This window comes from Pseudomonas sp. Sample_14 (genome assembly GCF_004307515.1).
In the GTDB taxonomy this organism is placed as follows: Bacteria; Pseudomonadota; Gammaproteobacteria; order Pseudomonadales; family Pseudomonadaceae; genus Aquipseudomonas; species Aquipseudomonas atacamensis.
On the sequence record NZ_RCOC01000074.1, the window covers coordinates 24,591 to 40,973 of the forward strand.

Sequence of the window (16,383 nt, forward strand, 5' to 3'; positions counted from 1 at the left end):
ATGGCCCGCGCGATGATTTAGCGCGCCAGCGGCATTCACGGCCCGACGGTACAAAGGCCAGACAGACAAATGCCGAAGCCGGTACAGGCCCGGATTCGGCATTTGAGTTGAAGAGTGGCGAAGCGCCTAACGCACGTCCTGCGAATGCCCCTCGGCCATCGCCACGATGACTTTGCGCGGCCCTTCGAACGGTGAGCGCGCGTGAGCCGAAAGCATGTTGTCGAGCATCAGCACATCGCCCTCCTGCCAGGGGAAACTGATCGCACAGTCGTCGAGCACCGCACGAATCTGCGCCAGCACTTCGTCTTCGATCGGCGAGCCGTCGCCGTAGTAGACGTTACGTGGCAGGTCTTCTTCGTCAACGATGTCGAGCAGGCTTTCGCGCACGTCCGCTGGCAGGTTGGAGATGTGAAACAGGTGCGCCTGATTGAACCAGACGTGGTCGCCGGTCACCGGGTGCACCGCCACCGCCTGACATGTCTGCCGCGTGCGCAGCTCACCGTCGTCCTTCCACTCGCAGACAATGCCGTGGGCCTTGCAGTAGGCCTCGACGACTTCGCGGTCTTCGGTGTTGAACACGTCTTCCCAAGCGACATCGAGGCCATTGCCAAAGTTGCGCACGTACATCAGGCCCTTGCTGACGAACCGCTCGCGGATCGCCACGGGGATGCGCCGGTAGACTTCGCGGCTGTCGGCAATCGGCGTCTCGCCTCCAGACCTGGCAGTGATCATGCTGTAGAACCAGATCTTCATCGGCCAGTCGCGGGAATAGGCCTGCTCGTTGTGCAGCGGAATGCTCTGGTGCGCCGGGTATTCGGTGGAGGTGTACACGCCTTGAGTGACGTTGGTGCGCGGCGTCGAGCCGAACTCGTAGTTCAGCAGCGGATGGCCGAAACTCGCGGCGAACTGGCGGAACTGCTCGGCGCCATCGAGGCGAAAACCGCGAAATAGCACACCACCGTCGCGCAGCAGATGCTCGTCGACCAGCGCCTTCAATTCATCGAACACCGCCAGCAGGTCGGTGTCGGCATCGCCCGCCTCGACCAGCAGCGGCAAGCGCCCGCGCTGCGGCAGCAACGGCCGCACGGAAAATCCCAGAGCAACAGCCATGACTGGCCTCCTGAAAATGATAGATGAGTCGCGTCTCAGAACGCCGGTTGCGCGGCCTGCGCAAGGCGCCGGTGATGCACTTCCAGATGGGTCTTGATCGTGCGAATGACCCGCGCCTCGTGCTCATGAATGAAGAAATGCCCGCCGGTCATCATGTCCACCGAGAAACTGCCCAGGGTCTCCTTGCTCCAGCCGATCAGTTGTTCGGTGGTGGCGCGGTCTTCCTTGCCACCGAGCACGTGCACCGGGCAATTGAGCAAGGGCCGCTCGGCAGGCGTGAAGCGGCCGCACATCATGAAATCGGCGCGCAGCACCGGCAGGGTCAGGCTCATCAATTCCTCATTGGCGAGGATTTCTTCGCTGGTGCCCTGAAAGGTGCGCAACTGTTCGATGAGTTCTTCATCACTGCGCGGTTCGGCAAAGCCGCGGTCGTAATCGCTGCGCATGGACGGCGCAGCGGTGCCGGAGGCGAACAGCGCCAGCGGCTCCGGCACACCCAGTTCGCGAAAGGCATGGGCCATTTCGCAGGCGAGCAATGCACCGAGGCTATGCCCGAACAACGCATACGGGCCTTGCAGCCCCGCTTTGTGCTCGCGCGCCAGTTGTCGCGCCAGTGCGCGCATGTCGGTTTGCAGCGGTTCATCGAACCGCGCCCCACGCCCCGGCAGTTCCACCGGTTGCAATTGCAGCCACGTCGGCAGTTGACGCCGCCAGCGGCTGTAAACCATGGCGCTGGCGCCCGAATAGGGCAGGCACAGCAATGTCAGCTTGGTCACCGCGCTTTCCTTGAAAAATGTGTCTGCAAGAAAGACGGATCACTGGCCGGACAAATTAGTCGCCCGGTCGCTAAATTCCCTCGCCAGCCGCTCGTTGCCTGTTCAGGAAAAAAACAACAATCGCGAGGGAATCACCGTGGACCTGCAGAGCATTCTGGGCAAGTTGTTCGCCAACGCCGGCGCGGTCGGCATCGAGGGCGTTTTCCAGTTCATTTTCAGCGCGCAGCAGGCGTTCTGGTATGACGTCAAGACCAGCCAGCGCACGGAAGTCGGGCGCCACCCAAGCCCGGACGTGACCATCGAAGTCGCGGAAAAGGATTTTCTCGGGATCATGGCCGGCGTGGTCAACGTCGAGGAACTGTTCGCCAGCGGGCGCCTGAAGATCGGCGGCAACATGGGCCTGGCAACGATGTTGCCGCAGATCATCGACCACGCCCGCCAGGGTGGCGGCACGGTGGAAAAGGTCGACATGAACAAGCGCTACCCGACGCCGCCACGCTTCAGCGAAAAGCTCACTGCCGCGCTGCCTCGCCAGACCAGCGTCGAACGTCGTGCGCGGGCCGAGTTGAGCCGGCACGAATTCGAAACCCGTTATCTGCCCAACGGCATTCCGTTGGTGATCAGCAATGCCCTGCACGACTGGCCGTTGTTCAGCCTGAGCCGCGAGGAGTCGCTGGTGCATTTCGCCGAACTGCAAGGCATCACCCGCCACGGCGATTACGTGAAGAAGACCTTTTCCACCGAGCGTGATTTCCGCTCGACCTCAATGGCCGAATTCATCGCCTCGCTGGACAGCCCGGCGGTCAAAGGCGCGGATGGCGAGCCGCCGGCGTACATGGGCAACAACATCCTGCCGGCGCAATTGCTGCAACAGATCCAGTACCCGCCCTACTTCGACACGTCGCTGTTCATTCCGCCACGTATCTGGATCGGCCCCAAGGGCACGCTGACGCCGTTGCACCGCGATGACACCGACAACCTCTTCGCCCAGGTCTGGGGGCAGAAGAAATTCACCCTCGCCGCGCCGCATCACCGCGAAGCGCTGGGCACCTGGTCGACCGCGCCCAAGGGAGGTCTGGATGGCTGCGATTTCAACCCGGACGCGCCGGACTATGAACGTTTCCCGGCAGCGCGGGAGGTGACGTTTTTGCGGGTGACGCTGGAGGCTGGGGATCTGCTGTTTTTGCCAGAGGGCTGGTTCCATCAGGTGGAGTCGGTGTCGACGTCGCTATCCGTCAACTTCTGGATCAACTCAGGACGCGGCTGGTAACACCGCAAAATAACTGTGGGAGCGAGCCTGCTCGCGAATGCGTTGTATCAGGTATGAAGATATTTACTGACACACCGCCTTCGCGAGCAGGCTCGCTCCCACAGTGGAATTTCATTTCAAGTGACGGAAACTTTGGAACGCTGAAATCAGCACCACCGCTCCCGCCGCAATCGCCAGCCAGAAGCCGCTGCGCGCGCCAAACGCATCCACCAGCGCGCCGGAACCGGCGGCGCCGATCGCCACGCCGATGCTCAGCCCGGTCACCAGCCAGGTCAGGCCTTCAGTCAGTTTGGCCGGCGGCACGATGCGTTCGATCAACGCCATCGCCACAATCAACGTCGGCGAAAAAAACAGCCCGGCGATAAATACCGCGATCGACAAGCCAAGGATGTTGCTCGCCAAAAGCAGCGGCAGCGTGGTCACTGCCGTCGCCACGCCGCCGTAGAGAAACAGGCGCGGCAAAGGCAGTTTCGAACGCATCGCACCGAAGGCGATGCCGGCCAGGCATGAGCCGATCGCGTACACCGACAAAACAATACTCGCCGCTGCCGGCTGCCCCTGATGTTGAGCGAAAGCGACGCTGACCACATCGATGACTCCGACGATCACGCCCATCGCCAGCATCAACGCCAGCAGCCATTGCACGTCGGTCGAGCGAATGATCGAGCCCCGATGCTGCGACTCCTGCGCGTGCACGGGCGGCTCGGTGCTGCGCTGGGCGACAAACGCCGTCACGCCAATGGCCAAGGCCAACAGCGCCGCCAACGGCCCGGCCTCGGGAAACACCGCAACCGACAAGCCTACTGACAGCGGCGGCCCGACGATAAAACACACTTCGTCGAGCACCGACTCCAGCGCATACGCCGTCTGCAATTGCGGCTGGCCACGGTAGATCTCGGTCCAGCGCGCCCGCACCATCGCCGACATGCTCGGCATGCACCCGGCCAGCGCGGCGAAGACGAACAACGTCCAGTCCGGCGCCTGCAAACGCGTGCACAGCAGCAACATCAATAACCCGCCGCCACCGGTCAACGCTGCGATTGGCAGCACCCGCCCCTGCCCATAACGGTCCACCAGCCGCGATACCTGCGGCGCGCAAAACGCCGTGGCCAAGGCAAACGTCGCCGCCACCGCCCCCGCCAGCGCATAACCGCCGTTCAACTGCGCAAGCATTGTGATGAGGCCAATGCCGGTCATGGAAATCGGCATGCGCGCCAGCATCCCGGCCAGTACGAAAGCACGGGCACCGGGGGCGGTGAACAATTCGCGGTAGGGGTTTGCCATCGATTGCAGCCTCATCAGGGGCGGCCAAGTTGCCATAGCCTTGAATGCCGTGGAAGCGCGCAATTGTTAGCGGTCTGTGAAGGCCACTGATCTTTCCAGCGCTGAACGACGATGACCACTGGTCGAAAACCCACGCTGACCTGTCAGACCTGACAGGTGTGGTCCCTTGCCTTTTGCGCTTTGATGAGGCCTTGGATCTTCATGTGTCACCGTGAACCCTGCAAACGCACTCAGGAGCCTCGCCATGGACGAATCGTCAATGTTCGTCTCACCCGAAGCGGACAAAGTGCCCTGGGCCGTCCCCGCCCTTTATGGCTTGGCGCCCTTTCGCGACAACGCCGCGCTGGCAGACGAGGTGGATGATCGGCTGATGCCGTGGATCGAGCAGGTGGGGATTTTCCCGGGTCGGCAAGACAAAGTCCGCGCCATGGGTTTCGGTCGCTTCGCCATGCTGTGTCATACCGACACCGATGAGCCCGATCGGCTGTTGCTCGCGGCGCAATGTTTCGCCGCATTGTTCGCCGTGGACGACTACTACTGCGACGATGAGCGAACCGGGTCCGAACCCAGAATGGTCGGGCCGCGCCTTTCCCTGGCGCTGGCGGCGCTGGAACCGGTTTACCTGAGCGCACGGTTCCGCCCGGGGCTTGAGCAGGCCTTGAACAGCGATCCGGTGCTGGTCGCGCTGCGTGCCTATCTGAGGCGGGTCGAGACTTTCGCGACCGCGGCGCAGGTTGCCCGCGTTCGCCATGAAATCATTGCCATGTTCGTCACCATGACCGCCGAAGCGGCCTGGCGTATCGAAGGGCTCACGCCCGCGCTTTGGGAATATCTGGCTCAGCGTCAGGTCAACAGTTTTCTGCCGTGCCTGTCGCTGATCGACATCATCGGCGGGTATGAATTGCCCGCCAACGAATACAGCGCACCTGAGGTGCGGCGCGTCACGGCGCTGGCCGCCAGCGCCACGATCATTGCCAATGATCTGTTTTCCGCGCTGAAGGAACAGCAGGCCGGTATCGGCGATTTCAACCTGCCTTTGTTGCTGATCCAAGAACAGGGCTGCTCCCCCGCGCAGGCCATGGCGCAAAGTGCTGCCGTTCACGATGACATCATGCATCTGTATGAGGCGGCAGAACGGGCGGTATTACCGCACGCCTCCCTGCTGCTCAAACGCTATCTGCGCGGAATCAAGAGCTGGCTGGCCGGCAACGTCGAATGGCACCGCAGCAGTGGCCGCTATCAGGTCTGAAGCTGCCAACTTTTCATGGTTGCAGATGAACTCTCGCCACAGGCCATCAGTCAGCTACTTAAGTCTCTGGAACCAAGGCGCGAATCGTCATGCAGATTTCCCTCGCTCATCAGGTGGCGCTGGTCACTGGCGCCAGCTCCGGCATCGGCCATGCCGCCGCCAAAGCACTCGCTGCGGCCGGCGCTGCGGTCGTGATCAACTACAACAGCAGCGCCGAACCCGCCGAAGAACTGGCCGCGCAAATCAACGCCGAAGGCGGTAAGGCCCTCGCCATCGGCGCGGATGTTTCGAAAGAAGAAGATGTCGAGCGGCTGTTCGCCGAGACCGTCGAAGCCTTCGGCTCGCTGGACATTCTGGTGGCCAATTCCGGCCTGCAAAAAGACGCTGCCGCCGTGGACATGACGCTCGACGACTGGAACACGGTGATCGGCGTCAACCTCACCGGGCAGTTCCTCTGCGCACGGGCGGCGTTGCGGATTTTCCAGCGTCAGGGCGTGCGCGAAGGCGTTTCGCGCGCGGCGGGCAAGATCATTCACATGAGCTCGGTGCACCAGCGCATTCCATGGGCCGGGCATGTCAATTACGCGGCGTCCAAGGGCGGCGTCGATCAGTTGATGCAGAGCCTCGCCCAGGAAGTCAGCCACCAGCGCATCCGTATCAACAGCATCGCGCCCGGTGCGATCAGCACGGCCATCAACACAGAAGCCACTGAAGGCGCGGCCGGCGAAAAACTTCTTGAGTTGATTCCCTATGGACGCATTGGCGATGTCGAGGATGTTGCCAACGCAGTGGTTTTCCTCGCTTCCGACCTGTCCGATTACATCGTCGGCACCACCCTGTTCATCGATGGCGGGATGAGCCTCTATCCGGAGTTTCGCGGCAATGGCTGAGCCTGAAGTGGAACAACAAAGTCCCATCGGTGCCCACGGCATCATCGGCGACATGCGCAGCGCCGCACTGGTCAACGACAAGGGCAGCGTGGATTTTTTCTGCTGGCCGGAGTTCGACAGCCCGACGATCTTCTGCTCGCTGCTCGACACCCCTGAAGCAGGGATTTTCCAGCTCGCGCCGGACTTGCCGGATGCACGCCGGGAACAGATTTATCTGCCCGACACCAACGTCTTGCAGACCCGTTGGCTGAGCGAACACGCGGTGGTGGAAATCACCGATCTGCTGCCCATCGGTGACGATGTCGACGCCCTGCCCCTGCTGATGCGCCGGGTGCGCGTAGTCAGCGGCTCAGCAACGTTCAACCTGCGTTGCGCAGTGCGCCACGACTATGGTCGCGCCGACACCCGGGCAGAGATCGACGCAAAGTACGTGACGTTCCACGCCGCTGGCCAGCCGTCGATACGCCTGGCTTCAGATCAGCCACTGCAGATCGACGCGCAAGCGGCCGTCGCGCAATTCACCCTCGAGCACAATGAAACCGCCGCATTCATGCTCGGCGGCAGCGACGATCCGCGTTTTGCCGAAGGTGCTGCCGAATTGTGCATGGAGCGCACCCTCAAATACTGGCGTGGCTGGATCGGCCAATCCAACTATCGCGGGCGCTGGCGGGAAATCGTCAATCGCTCCGCCCTCGCCCTGAAACTGCTGACCTCACGCCGCCACGGTGCAATCCTCGCCGCTGCCACTTTCGGCCTGCCGGAAACTCCCGGCGGCGAGCGCAATTGGGATTACCGCTACACGTGGATCCGCGACGCTTCGTTCACGGTTTACGCGTTCATGCGCCTGGGCTTTGTCGATGAAGCCAACCACTACATGCAATGGCTGCGCGGACGGGTCAGCGATTGCTGCGGCAAACCTATGAAACTCAACATCCTCTATGCCATCGACGGCCAGCAGGAATTGCCGGAAACCGAACTCACGCACCTGTCCGGTCACGGCGGCGCGCAACCGGTGCGCATCGGCAACGGCGCTTATGATCAGATCCAGCTGGATATCTTCGGCGAGCTGATGGATGCGGTGTATCTGGTCAACAAATACGGCGACGCCATTTCCCACGAAGGCTGGCGGCACGTCGGCGAAGTGGTCGATCAGGTCTGCGAGACCTGGCAGAGCGAAGATGTCGGCATCTGGGAGATGCGCGGCGAGACTCATCATTTCCTGCACTCGCGGCTGATGTGCTGGGTGGCGCTGGACCGGGCGATCCGCCTGGCTTCCAAGCGCTCGCTGCCGGCGCCATTCGCCCGTTGGGATCAGACCCGGCAAGCGATCTACACCGACATCTGGGACAACTTCTGGGATGAGGAACGCGGGCATTTCGTTCAGTACAAGGGCGGCACCGCGCTGGACGGCTCGATGCTGCTGATGCCGCTGGTGCGTTTCGTCAGCGCCAAGGATCCGCGCTGGCTGTCGACTCTGGAAGCGATCGAAAAAACCCTGGTGCGCGACGGCATGGTCTATCGCTATCGCAACGAAGACGCCAACATCGATGGCCTCAGCGGCACCGAAGGCGCGTTCGCCGCGTGCTCGTTCTGGTACGTCGAATGCCTGGCCCGCGCCGGCCAGGTGGAAAAAGCCCACTTGGAGTTCGAGCAATTGCTGCGATATGCCAATCCGCTTGGGCTGTACGCCGAAGAGTTCGACAGCCATGGCCGGCATCTGGGCAACACGCCGCAAGCGCTGACGCATCTGGCGTTGATCAGTGCGGCGAGTTTTCTCGATCGAAAATTGAGTGGCGAAAAGAGCTCCTGGCAGCCCTAGCGCTGACCGTTTTTTCGCCAGCGCTTGTCAGACCGATCCCTGATCGACAGGTATGTTTCCACAACGGGCCTGCATGCCAGACAACTGGCTCAGGCCCATCCCCGTCGTCGAACCCGTGCGCCGTTTACGTCTGGCGACAGTCTGTGTAAAAACCGCGTCTCAAAAACTACTCACGTCACGTTGAAACACTTCGCGCAACGTACGCTTACACGCCGAAATACCTTGTTGCCAGCCGTTACATCCACACCTACCATCCAAAGCAACGGGCACAGCGGAGCTGTCCAACCACACCCGAATTCAAGGAAGCGGAATGCCTCATCACGTCCAGCGCACCATCGACTCCCCCCTTCGCACCGGGCTGAGCCGCACCCAGCTCTGGGAAGCCGCCGACCAAGGCCTGATCAAATGCTGGGAAATCGGCCGCCAGCGCGCCGAACGCTTTCCCGAACTGGCCCAGCGCTGCCTGGCCGGTGAATTGCCGGTGCTTGGCTGGAAGGGTGGCGTGAGTCGCAGCCTGAAGAAAAACGAGAAGTACGGCTCACTGAAATATCTGGCGCAGTGGCAGGGACTGCGTGGCGAAGATCTGGATATCGATCTGGCGCAGGAGCGTGCGCTGACGTGCTCACGGACGAAGATGAAGGTGACGTTTACGCCGGATCGGACGAAGTATTTCAATCAGGTCGCGGAAGTTGAGGCTTAAGGAGAGGCAGAGATGGTCGATTTACATCAGGAGTTTCAAAGCAGCGGTTTCTTTCACGAAGCGCGTATTGATCGTCGCTCTGCGGATGCCTTGGTTGGTGTCGCAGCGGGACTTGCCGCCGACGGCAAGATCAACCAGCAAGAAGCAGAATTTCTCAAGACATGGATTGAAACTCATCTGGTTCATCTAAGCGATCCGGTGGTTAACATCCTTTACAAGCGCCTTGCCGAGATGCTCAGCGATGGCGTGCTGGATTCGGATGAATCAGTGGAGCTATTGGGAATGCTTCATCAGTTTGCCGGGCTGCCCGTAGGATCAATCCAAACCTTTACAGCGCCAAATGCCCTACCCTTCGATAATCCTTTCCCAACCTTGAGCTGGACGGATCGCGTCTTTCTTTTTACCGGCGTCATGGCTTACGGGCCGCGCAAGGAATGCGAATTGCGCGTGACTGAGCGAGGAGGACTGATTGGTGGCGCCGTCAGCAAAAAAATTCATTATCTGGTGGTAGGCAGCATCGGTAATGACCAATGGCTTCACAGTACCTACGGCACCAAGATCAAAAAAGCCGTCGAACTTCGGGACAGCGGCGTACCGATAGCAATCATCAGTGAAGACCATTGGCAAAAAGTGTTGTTTGGCTAGCCTTAGGTCATTGGTCGATCTTCATCAATAGGACCCAAAACGCCTGAAGGCATTGGATCTGCTGCAACACTGACCGAAAACCGCTCCCGATAAGCCTGCGGTGTCACGCCAATGGCACGGAGAAAACTGCGCCGCAGCGTCTCTTCGCTGCCAAAGCCGCAATTGCCGGCGATGCGTTTCACCGGCAAACCGGTATCGCTGAGCAGTCGGCGGGCGGTTTCGACGCGGATCAATTCGATCGCCCGCGCCGGGGTCTGGCCGGTGTCGGCACGGTAGTGGCGGATAAAACTGCGCTCGCTCATGCCGGCCTGTTCGGCGAGGGTCGGGACGCCGAGGTCGCAGGTCAGGTTTTCGGCGATCCAGGCGTGCAGTTCATCGAAGCGGTTGCCCTGTTGTTGCAGCGACAGCGTCACGCTGAATTGCGACTGCCCGCCCGGGCGTTTCAGGAAGACGACCAGGTGCCGGGCGACGTCGAGGGCGATGTCGCGGCCGAGGTCTTCTTCGACCATGGCCAGCGCCAGATCGATGCCGGCCGTGACCCCGGCCGAGGTCCACACCGGGCCGTCGTTGATGAAAATCGGATTGGCTTCCACGTGCAGATTCGGATGTTGCGCGGCCAGTTGCTCGCAGCGCGTCCAGTGGGTGACCACGCGGCGACCATCGAGCCAGCCGCTGGCGGCGAGCAGAAAGGCCCCGGTGCACACCGAAGCCACGCGCCGGCAATGAGTGCCGTGCTCGCGCACCCAGTCGACCAGTTGCGAGTCTTCGGCGGCGGGATAAATGCCCCAGCCGCCGGCGATAATCAAGGTGTCGCTGGGCGTTTGCGGCAACGGTTCGGCCAGCACCGCCAGGCCCGCCGACGACATCACCGCCCCGCCGCCGCTGGCGATCACGCTCGGCGCATAGGGCACCGACATGCCGCGCTGGCGGGCCAGATCGTTGGCCGAGGCGAACACCTGCAACGGCCCGGTAACATCGAGAATCTGCATGTTGGCGAACGCGAGGACGTGAATGGCTTTAGGCATTTGGCGTAATTCGTGGGGTGATTGGCGTATGCGCCAGAACCTACCCGCCTACAGTGCAGTCGTCCACTTCTTTCAACGGAGCAAGAACGATGACGCTGCAGATCGGTTTTCTGTTATTCCCGCAGGTTCAGCAACTCGACCTGACCGGCCCTTACGACGTACTCGCCTCGTTGCCCGGCGTGCAGGTGCACCTGATCTGGAAGGACCTGATGCCGGTGACGTCCAGCACTGGCCTGCTGCTCAAACCGACTACGACCTTCGAGGATTGTCCGGATCTGGATGTGATCTGCGTGCCCGGCGGCAGTGGCGTCGGGCCGCTGATGGAAGATCAGCAGACGCTGGATTTCATCAAACGCCAAGCCGCGCAGGCACGTTATGTGACCTCGGTGTGCACCGGCTCGCTGGTGCTTGGCGCGGCGGGGCTGCTGCGGGGCAAGCGCGCGACCACGCACTGGGCTTATCACCAGTTGCTGCCGACGCTGGGGGCGATTGCGGTGAAGGATCGGGTGGTACGCGACGGCAATCTGTTTACCGGTGGCGGAATCACCGCTGGCATCGATTTCGCCTTGGTGCTGGCGGCGGAACTGGTCGATGCCGATACGGCGCAACTGGTGCAGTTGCAACTGGAATATGCCCCGGCACCGCCGTTCAACGCCGGCAGTCCGGAGGTGGCGCCGAGCGCGGTGGTCGATGAAGCGCGGTTGCGCGCGGCGCCTTCGTTGAAGTTGCGTACGGAGATTACCGAGCGCGCGGCGGCCAAACTGGGCCTGCGCTGATATCCAGCCGAATGCAAAACCTGTGGGAGCGAGCCTGCTCGCGAAGGCGGAGTGTCAGTCGCCAGTGACGTCATCTGGAAGACCGCTTTCGCGAGCAGGCTCGCTCCCACATTTGATTTGTGTCTGGCATGACTGCCACACCTTCACTTGTCCCACCTCACTCGCCCGTGTAGAAAGCCCCTTCCAGAAATCTCGCACAAGGACTTTCGATGAAGGCGCTGCCCTGGCTCTATCTCGCGCTGCTCGGCCTCGGTTACGGACTGGCCCTGAGCTACGGCCAGCTCGGTTGGCTGGCATTGATCTCCGTGGGGCTTTTGCTGTTCGCCGCGTTCGCCGTGCGTCAGCAAGAGGTGCCAGTCGCGCGTTGGCTCGGCCATGGCCTGTTCATCGTTCTGGCCGTGGCACTGGCGATGCACTGGCTGCCGGGCTTCGCCAACGGCCGAGTAATCAATCCGCAACGGTTCACTGACAACGCCGTGCCGTTCGCGATGTACCTCAATCTCGACAAACCGCTGGTGGGCTTCTGGTTGCTGCTGGTCTGTCCATGGATCGTCGCGCGGCGTTCGTTGCGCCTGACGGTCTATGCCACCGCCCTCGCCCTGACGCTGTGCGCGATTCTCGCCCTCGGCGGCGCATTGTTGCTCGGCGTAATCGCCTGGGCGCCGAAGTGGCCGGATCAGGCCTGGCTGTGGGTGCTGAACAATCTGCTGCTGGTGACGCTGGTCGAGGAAGCGCTGTTTCGCGGCTATCTACAGGGCGGGCTGAGCCGTCGCTTCAAGCACCTGCCCTACGGCGACAACCTCGCACTGCTGTCGGCATCGCTATTGTTCGGTCTGGTGCATGCCGGTGCTGGCTGGACCTGGGTGTTGCTGGCGGGACTGGCCGGGGTCGGCTATGGTCTGGCCTACCGTTTCGGCGGACTGGGCGCGGCGATCGCCACCCATTTCGGCCTGAACCTGCTGCACTTCGGCCTGTTCACCTATCCGATGCTGGCCAGTTGACGCAAGCGCGGTTTTGCGACGGCGTACTTGAATCTGAAAAAAAACTTCAATAAAAACCTGTCGGCGCCGACAACCATTCAAAGCCTTGCGGATTGAAAAACCATGCGTAACAACCAGCCCATTACACAACGCGAGCGGACCTTTCCAGCTCAGCAACGGTTGATTTCCACCACCGATGCCAAGGGCATGATCACCTACTGCAACGACGCGTTCGTTGAAATCAGCGGGTTTTCGCGAGAGGAACTGATCCGTGCGCCGCACAATCTGGTCCGTCACCCTGACGTGCCGTCGGCGGTGTTCTCGCACATGTGGGGCACATTGAAACAAGGCTTGCCATGGATGGGCATTGTCAAGAATCGCTGCAAATCCGGTGACCACTATTGGGTTAACGCCTACGTCACGCCGGTGTTCGATGGCAGCCAGGTGGTCGGTTACGAGTCGGTGCGCGTCAAGCCCACCGCCGAACAGATCCGCCGCGCCGAAGCGCTCTATCAACGCATCAACCAGGGCAAGTCGGCGATTCCTTCGACGGACAAATGGCTGCCGCTCCTGCAGGACTGGCTGCCGTTCATTCTGGTCAGCCAGCTGAGCTTCATGATCGGCGCGACGCTGAACTCGCAGTGGGGCTTTGCCCTCGCCGCAGCGCTGTCGGTGCCGCTGGGCCTGATGGGCCTGCAATGGCAGCAACGCGGGCTCAAGCGCCTGCTGCGCCTGGCCGAACAGACCACCTCCGACCCGCTGATCGCGCAGATGTACACCGACAGCCGTGGCGCCCAGGCGCGTCTGGAAATGTCGATTCTCAGCCAGGAAGCACGCCTTAAAACCTGCCTGACCCGCTTGCAGGACACCGCCGAGCACCTGACCGATCAGGCCAAGCAGTCCGACGCCCTGGCGCACAACAGCTCGACCGGCCTGGAACGCCAGCGCGTGGAAACCGAACAGGTCGCCACCGCCGTCAACCAGATGGCCGCCACCACCCAGGAAGTCGCCAGCCACGTACAGCGCACCGCTGACGCCACCCAGGAAGCCAACCGCCTGACCGGCCGCGGCCGCGACATCGCCGGGGAAACCCGCGAAGCGATTCAGCGCCTGTCGGTGGTCGTCGGCGAAACCGGCCTGACCGTGACGCAACTGGCCAAGGACAGCGACGAAATCGGCGGCGTGGTCGACGTGATCAAAGGCATCGCCGACCAGACCAACCTGCTCGCCCTCAACGCTGCGATTGAAGCGGCGCGTGCCGGTGAAATGGGCCGTGGTTTTGCGGTCGTGGCTGACGAAGTCCGCCAACTGGCGCAACGCACCAGCGAATCCACCGGGCAGATCCATGCCCTGATCGCCAAGTTGCAACAGACCGCCTCCAGCGCCGTGCAAACCATGGAAGCCGGGCATCGCCAGGCTGAAGAAGGCGTGGCGCGGGTCCTGGAAGCGGATCAGGCACTGGTCGGCATCAGCGAAGCAGTGGCCAACATCACCGACATGACCACCCAGATCGCCGCCGCGACCGAAGAGCAAAGTGCCGTGGCTGAAGAGATCAGCCGTAACATCAGCAATATCTCGGAACTGGCGGATCAGACGTCCGAGCAAGCGCATAACTCGGCGTTGTTGAGTGAAGAGCTGACGAAGACGGCCAACACGCAGTATTCGTTGGTGGCGCGGTTTAACCGCTGATTGCTCTAGCAGGATAAAAAAACCGGACAGCTAAAGCTTCCGGTTTTTTTATTACCTGAAACAAAAAAATAAGCGAAAAGCACATTCTGCGAACTATGTCTAGCTGACAACTCTGACAGTAGACAACATTTTAGAAACTGAATATCTATGAATTACCGTCCGATCAATCGACGGGATCCCCCTACGAGACAGAAGGATTTCATCGTGAGCTTCAGAGATTTTTATAACAAAAATAACGTCCCGCAGATAAATAACTTCGAAACAGAGGACAACGAATTTCAGTGGCAGATCGATTCTTTATCAACCGAAGCCCAAAGAACATTATTCTATAACTCAAGCACGACAACTGATAACTCATGGATATTTTACGGCTCCGTAGGCACCGTTGATTCAGAGGATCTTTTTGGTTTTATGCTCGCAGTGCCGTATATCAACGAGGACATCCTGGAAGGCACTTATACGCTTGCAGCGGGCTTGTACTGTGACCACAGACATTCAATAAAGAAGGGCGAACTTAAAGGCTGGCGAGTTATCGCGGCGGGTGATGCGACACTGAGCATTAAGCTGGATCCTGTAAAAGGGACTGTTGAAGGCGAATTCGAAGCGACATTTGCAAAAACAAAACCCGACGAAACCCCCGAACAAATAAGACCCAAAGGTACTTTCAATTTAAAAAGAGATGATCTGAAAGCCAAACAATATTTTGAGGCATTGCCGGATATTGTTTGATATACCGCAAAGAAATAGCGGGAAGTTGGCCTGTGATTTTGGTGTCGTCTGGGATGCCGCTTTCGCGAGCAAGCTCGCCCCCCCCATTTGGACCGGGTGCATCAGTAAGAGGCCGGTTGGTCGTCAGGCCAACATCGCGAGCAGGCTCACCCTACATCCGATATGCGGTGACCACAGATATGTGCCCGACGACGATCCCCTGTGGGAGCGAGCCTGCTCGCGAAGAGGCCATAAAAGCCAGCGAACTTATTGAGGCAGCTTCAGTTTGTCCAGTAACCGATTGACCAACAGTTCGTTCAGCATGATCACCTGTTGCAGCGCCAGCAGCGGTTTGCGCTCCGGGCCGCCTATCGAGTTGGCGATGTTACCGGCCATGGCATGGGCGTATGAAAGCGACTCGCAGGCCTCGACCAACAGGGTTTCGTCATCCAGCGTGGGGTCCACGACATAGATCGGGCGATATTTTGGAGAGCTTGGTGGAGCGGCCAGATCTTCGGGTTTGAGGTAGTAATCGAGGGCGCGGTCGGTGGCTTCCTGGATTTTTTGCGGGTCGAGTGCGCGGTCGTGGGAGGGTGGCGGGTTGGGGGTGACTTTGAACATGATGAAACTCCTATTGCAGATTCAAGGAGCCATCACCTTCGCTACCAAACGAGGGTGGCGGCCATACGCGGGTTGGTAGACCGGCTGCAATAGGAACCCGGCGCCCGCGAACGAGCCCCACGCATGACCACCATATAAACCGAGCCCCCAAAAAAAGGACGGTCTGAAGGCGTAGACATACGGCCATTACAGACGGGCTACCAAACCCGATCACTGCTTTTTGTCAGTGACCGAGAAACGATATAGCCAACCTCATGGCGCGTAAGCCGGCGGATTCTGGCGTAGGCGTAGGCAATGGCGCAAGGAGTTGTAGCCGGGATGGCGTAACGGGTCGTGTAGTTTCAACGGGGGTATTTGATGATGTTTAAGTGCAGGGATTGCCTCTGACAGTCAGGTGGTTTGAGGTCGTCTGGAAGAGCGCTTTCGCGAGCAGGCTCGCTCCCACATTTGGATCGGGTACATCAGTGGGGGACTGGTCGGCTTGGAGGTCGCCATCGCTGGCAAGCCAGCTCCCACAGGGATTGAGTCCGGCCGGTAGATAGTGGTCGGCTGTCAGGCCGCCTTCGCGAGCAAGCTCGCTCCCACAGAAAAGCAAAACAGCGCAGCTGCCCGCGGCAAAGCCGCACCACTCAACAATGAGCGTTAGCTCGAGTGCTCTCCCACAGGGATTGAGTCCGGCCGGTGGATAATGGTCGGCTGTCAGGCCGCCTTCGCGAGCAGGCTCGCTCCCACAAAAAGCAGAAAAGCAAAGCAGCGCAGCTGCCCGCGGCGAAGCCGCCCCACTCAACAATGAGCGCAAGCTCGAGTGCTTTTGATCTTGATCCACCGGCGACGTCGGAAG

General features: G+C 60.6%; 15 protein-coding genes. 10 read left to right on the plus strand and 5 right to left on the minus strand.

Going from position 1 to position 16,383, the window contains the following annotated elements; translation table 11 throughout:
• Window positions 1–126 precede the first annotated feature (126 nt).
• Together D8U61_RS18050 and D8U61_RS18055 are read right to left on the minus strand one after the other, a co-directional pair.
• Window positions 127–1,110, minus strand: a complete 984-nt coding sequence (locus D8U61_RS18050) for a TauD/TfdA family dioxygenase (protein ID WP_130903086.1) — start codon at window positions 1,108–1,110, stop codon at window positions 127–129.
• 35 nt (window positions 1,111–1,145) lie between these two features.
• A complete protein-coding gene (locus D8U61_RS18055) occupies window positions 1,146–1,886 on the minus strand; it encodes an alpha/beta fold hydrolase (RefSeq protein WP_125918440.1) in 741 nt (246 codons plus the stop codon).
• A 136-nt stretch (window positions 1,887–2,022) separates the two neighbouring features.
• Here D8U61_RS18055 and D8U61_RS18060 point away from each other — a divergent pair, with 136 nt between their 5' ends.
• A complete protein-coding gene (locus D8U61_RS18060) occupies window positions 2,023–3,156 on the plus strand; it encodes a cupin-like domain-containing protein (protein ID WP_125918441.1) in 1,134 nt (377 codons plus the stop codon).
• Window positions 3,157–3,267: 111 nt separating this feature from the next.
• On the opposite strand, the gene D8U61_RS18065 is transcribed toward D8U61_RS18060, so the two are convergent.
• Window positions 3,268–4,440, minus strand: coding sequence for an MFS transporter (locus D8U61_RS18065; protein WP_130927409.1), 1,173 nt, complete (start codon window positions 4,438–4,440; stop codon window positions 3,268–3,270).
• A gap of 244 nt (window positions 4,441–4,684) precedes the next feature.
• Here D8U61_RS18065 and D8U61_RS18070 point away from each other — a divergent pair, with 244 nt between their 5' ends.
• The 5 genes from D8U61_RS18070 (at window position 4,685) to D8U61_RS18090 (ending at window position 9,743) form a co-directional block, all read left to right on the plus strand.
• Window positions 4,685–5,689 carry a family 2 encapsulin nanocompartment cargo protein terpene cyclase gene (locus D8U61_RS18070; RefSeq protein WP_130927410.1) on the plus strand — a complete coding sequence of 335 codons (1,005 nt, stop codon included), beginning with the start codon at window positions 4,685–4,687 and terminating at the stop codon, window positions 5,687–5,689.
• An 89-nt stretch (window positions 5,690–5,778) separates the two neighbouring features.
• Window positions 5,779–6,579, plus strand: a complete 801-nt coding sequence (locus D8U61_RS18075) for a glucose 1-dehydrogenase (RefSeq protein ID WP_125918444.1) — start codon at window positions 5,779–5,781, stop codon at window positions 6,577–6,579.
• On the plus strand, window positions 6,572–8,398 hold the full coding sequence (locus D8U61_RS18080; RefSeq protein ID WP_130927411.1) for a glycoside hydrolase family 15 protein: 1,827 nt from the start codon (window positions 6,572–6,574) through the stop codon (window positions 8,396–8,398). The genes D8U61_RS18075 and D8U61_RS18080 overlap by 8 nt, the downstream gene beginning before the upstream one ends.
• A gap of 310 nt (window positions 8,399–8,708) precedes the next feature.
• A complete protein-coding gene (locus tag D8U61_RS18085) occupies window positions 8,709–9,098 on the plus strand; it encodes a hypothetical protein (protein ID WP_130927412.1) in 390 nt (129 codons plus the stop codon).
• 12 nt (window positions 9,099–9,110) lie between these two features.
• Complete coding sequence (locus D8U61_RS18090) at window positions 9,111–9,743, plus strand: BRCT domain-containing protein (RefSeq protein ID WP_130927413.1); 633 nt, start codon at window positions 9,111–9,113, stop codon at window positions 9,741–9,743.
• Window positions 9,744–9,745: 2 nt separating this feature from the next.
• Here D8U61_RS18090 and D8U61_RS18095 read toward each other — a convergent pair whose 3' ends face one another.
• Window positions 9,746–10,768, minus strand: a complete 1,023-nt coding sequence (locus D8U61_RS18095; RefSeq protein WP_130927414.1) for a GlxA family transcriptional regulator — start codon at window positions 10,766–10,768, stop codon at window positions 9,746–9,748.
• Window positions 10,769–10,857: 89 nt separating this feature from the next.
• Between D8U61_RS18095 and inhA the strand changes: the two genes are divergently transcribed.
• From inhA to D8U61_RS18120, 4 genes are all read left to right on the plus strand, one after another.
• The gene (gene inhA, locus D8U61_RS18100; RefSeq protein ID WP_016773884.1) at window positions 10,858–11,544 is read left to right on the plus strand and encodes an isonitrile hydratase; all 687 of its coding nucleotides are present in this window, start codon (window positions 10,858–10,860) and stop codon (window positions 11,542–11,544) included.
• A gap of 209 nt (window positions 11,545–11,753) precedes the next feature.
• Entirely contained in the window at window positions 11,754–12,545 is a 792-nt protein-coding gene (locus D8U61_RS18110; RefSeq protein ID WP_130887038.1) for a CPBP family intramembrane glutamic endopeptidase, read from the plus strand.
• Between the two features lie 102 nt (window positions 12,546–12,647).
• On the plus strand, window positions 12,648–14,213 hold the full coding sequence (locus D8U61_RS18115; protein WP_130927415.1) for a PAS domain-containing methyl-accepting chemotaxis protein: 1,566 nt from the start codon (window positions 12,648–12,650) through the stop codon (window positions 14,211–14,213).
• A gap of 204 nt (window positions 14,214–14,417) precedes the next feature.
• Complete coding sequence (locus tag D8U61_RS18120; RefSeq protein WP_130887039.1) at window positions 14,418–14,942, plus strand: hypothetical protein; 525 nt, start codon at window positions 14,418–14,420, stop codon at window positions 14,940–14,942.
• A gap of 246 nt (window positions 14,943–15,188) precedes the next feature.
• Here the strand turns inward: D8U61_RS18120 and D8U61_RS18125 are convergent, their stop codons facing one another.
• Window positions 15,189–15,542, minus strand: a complete 354-nt coding sequence (locus D8U61_RS18125) for a hypothetical protein (protein WP_016773880.1) — start codon at window positions 15,540–15,542, stop codon at window positions 15,189–15,191.
• Window positions 15,543–16,383 lie beyond the last annotated feature (841 nt).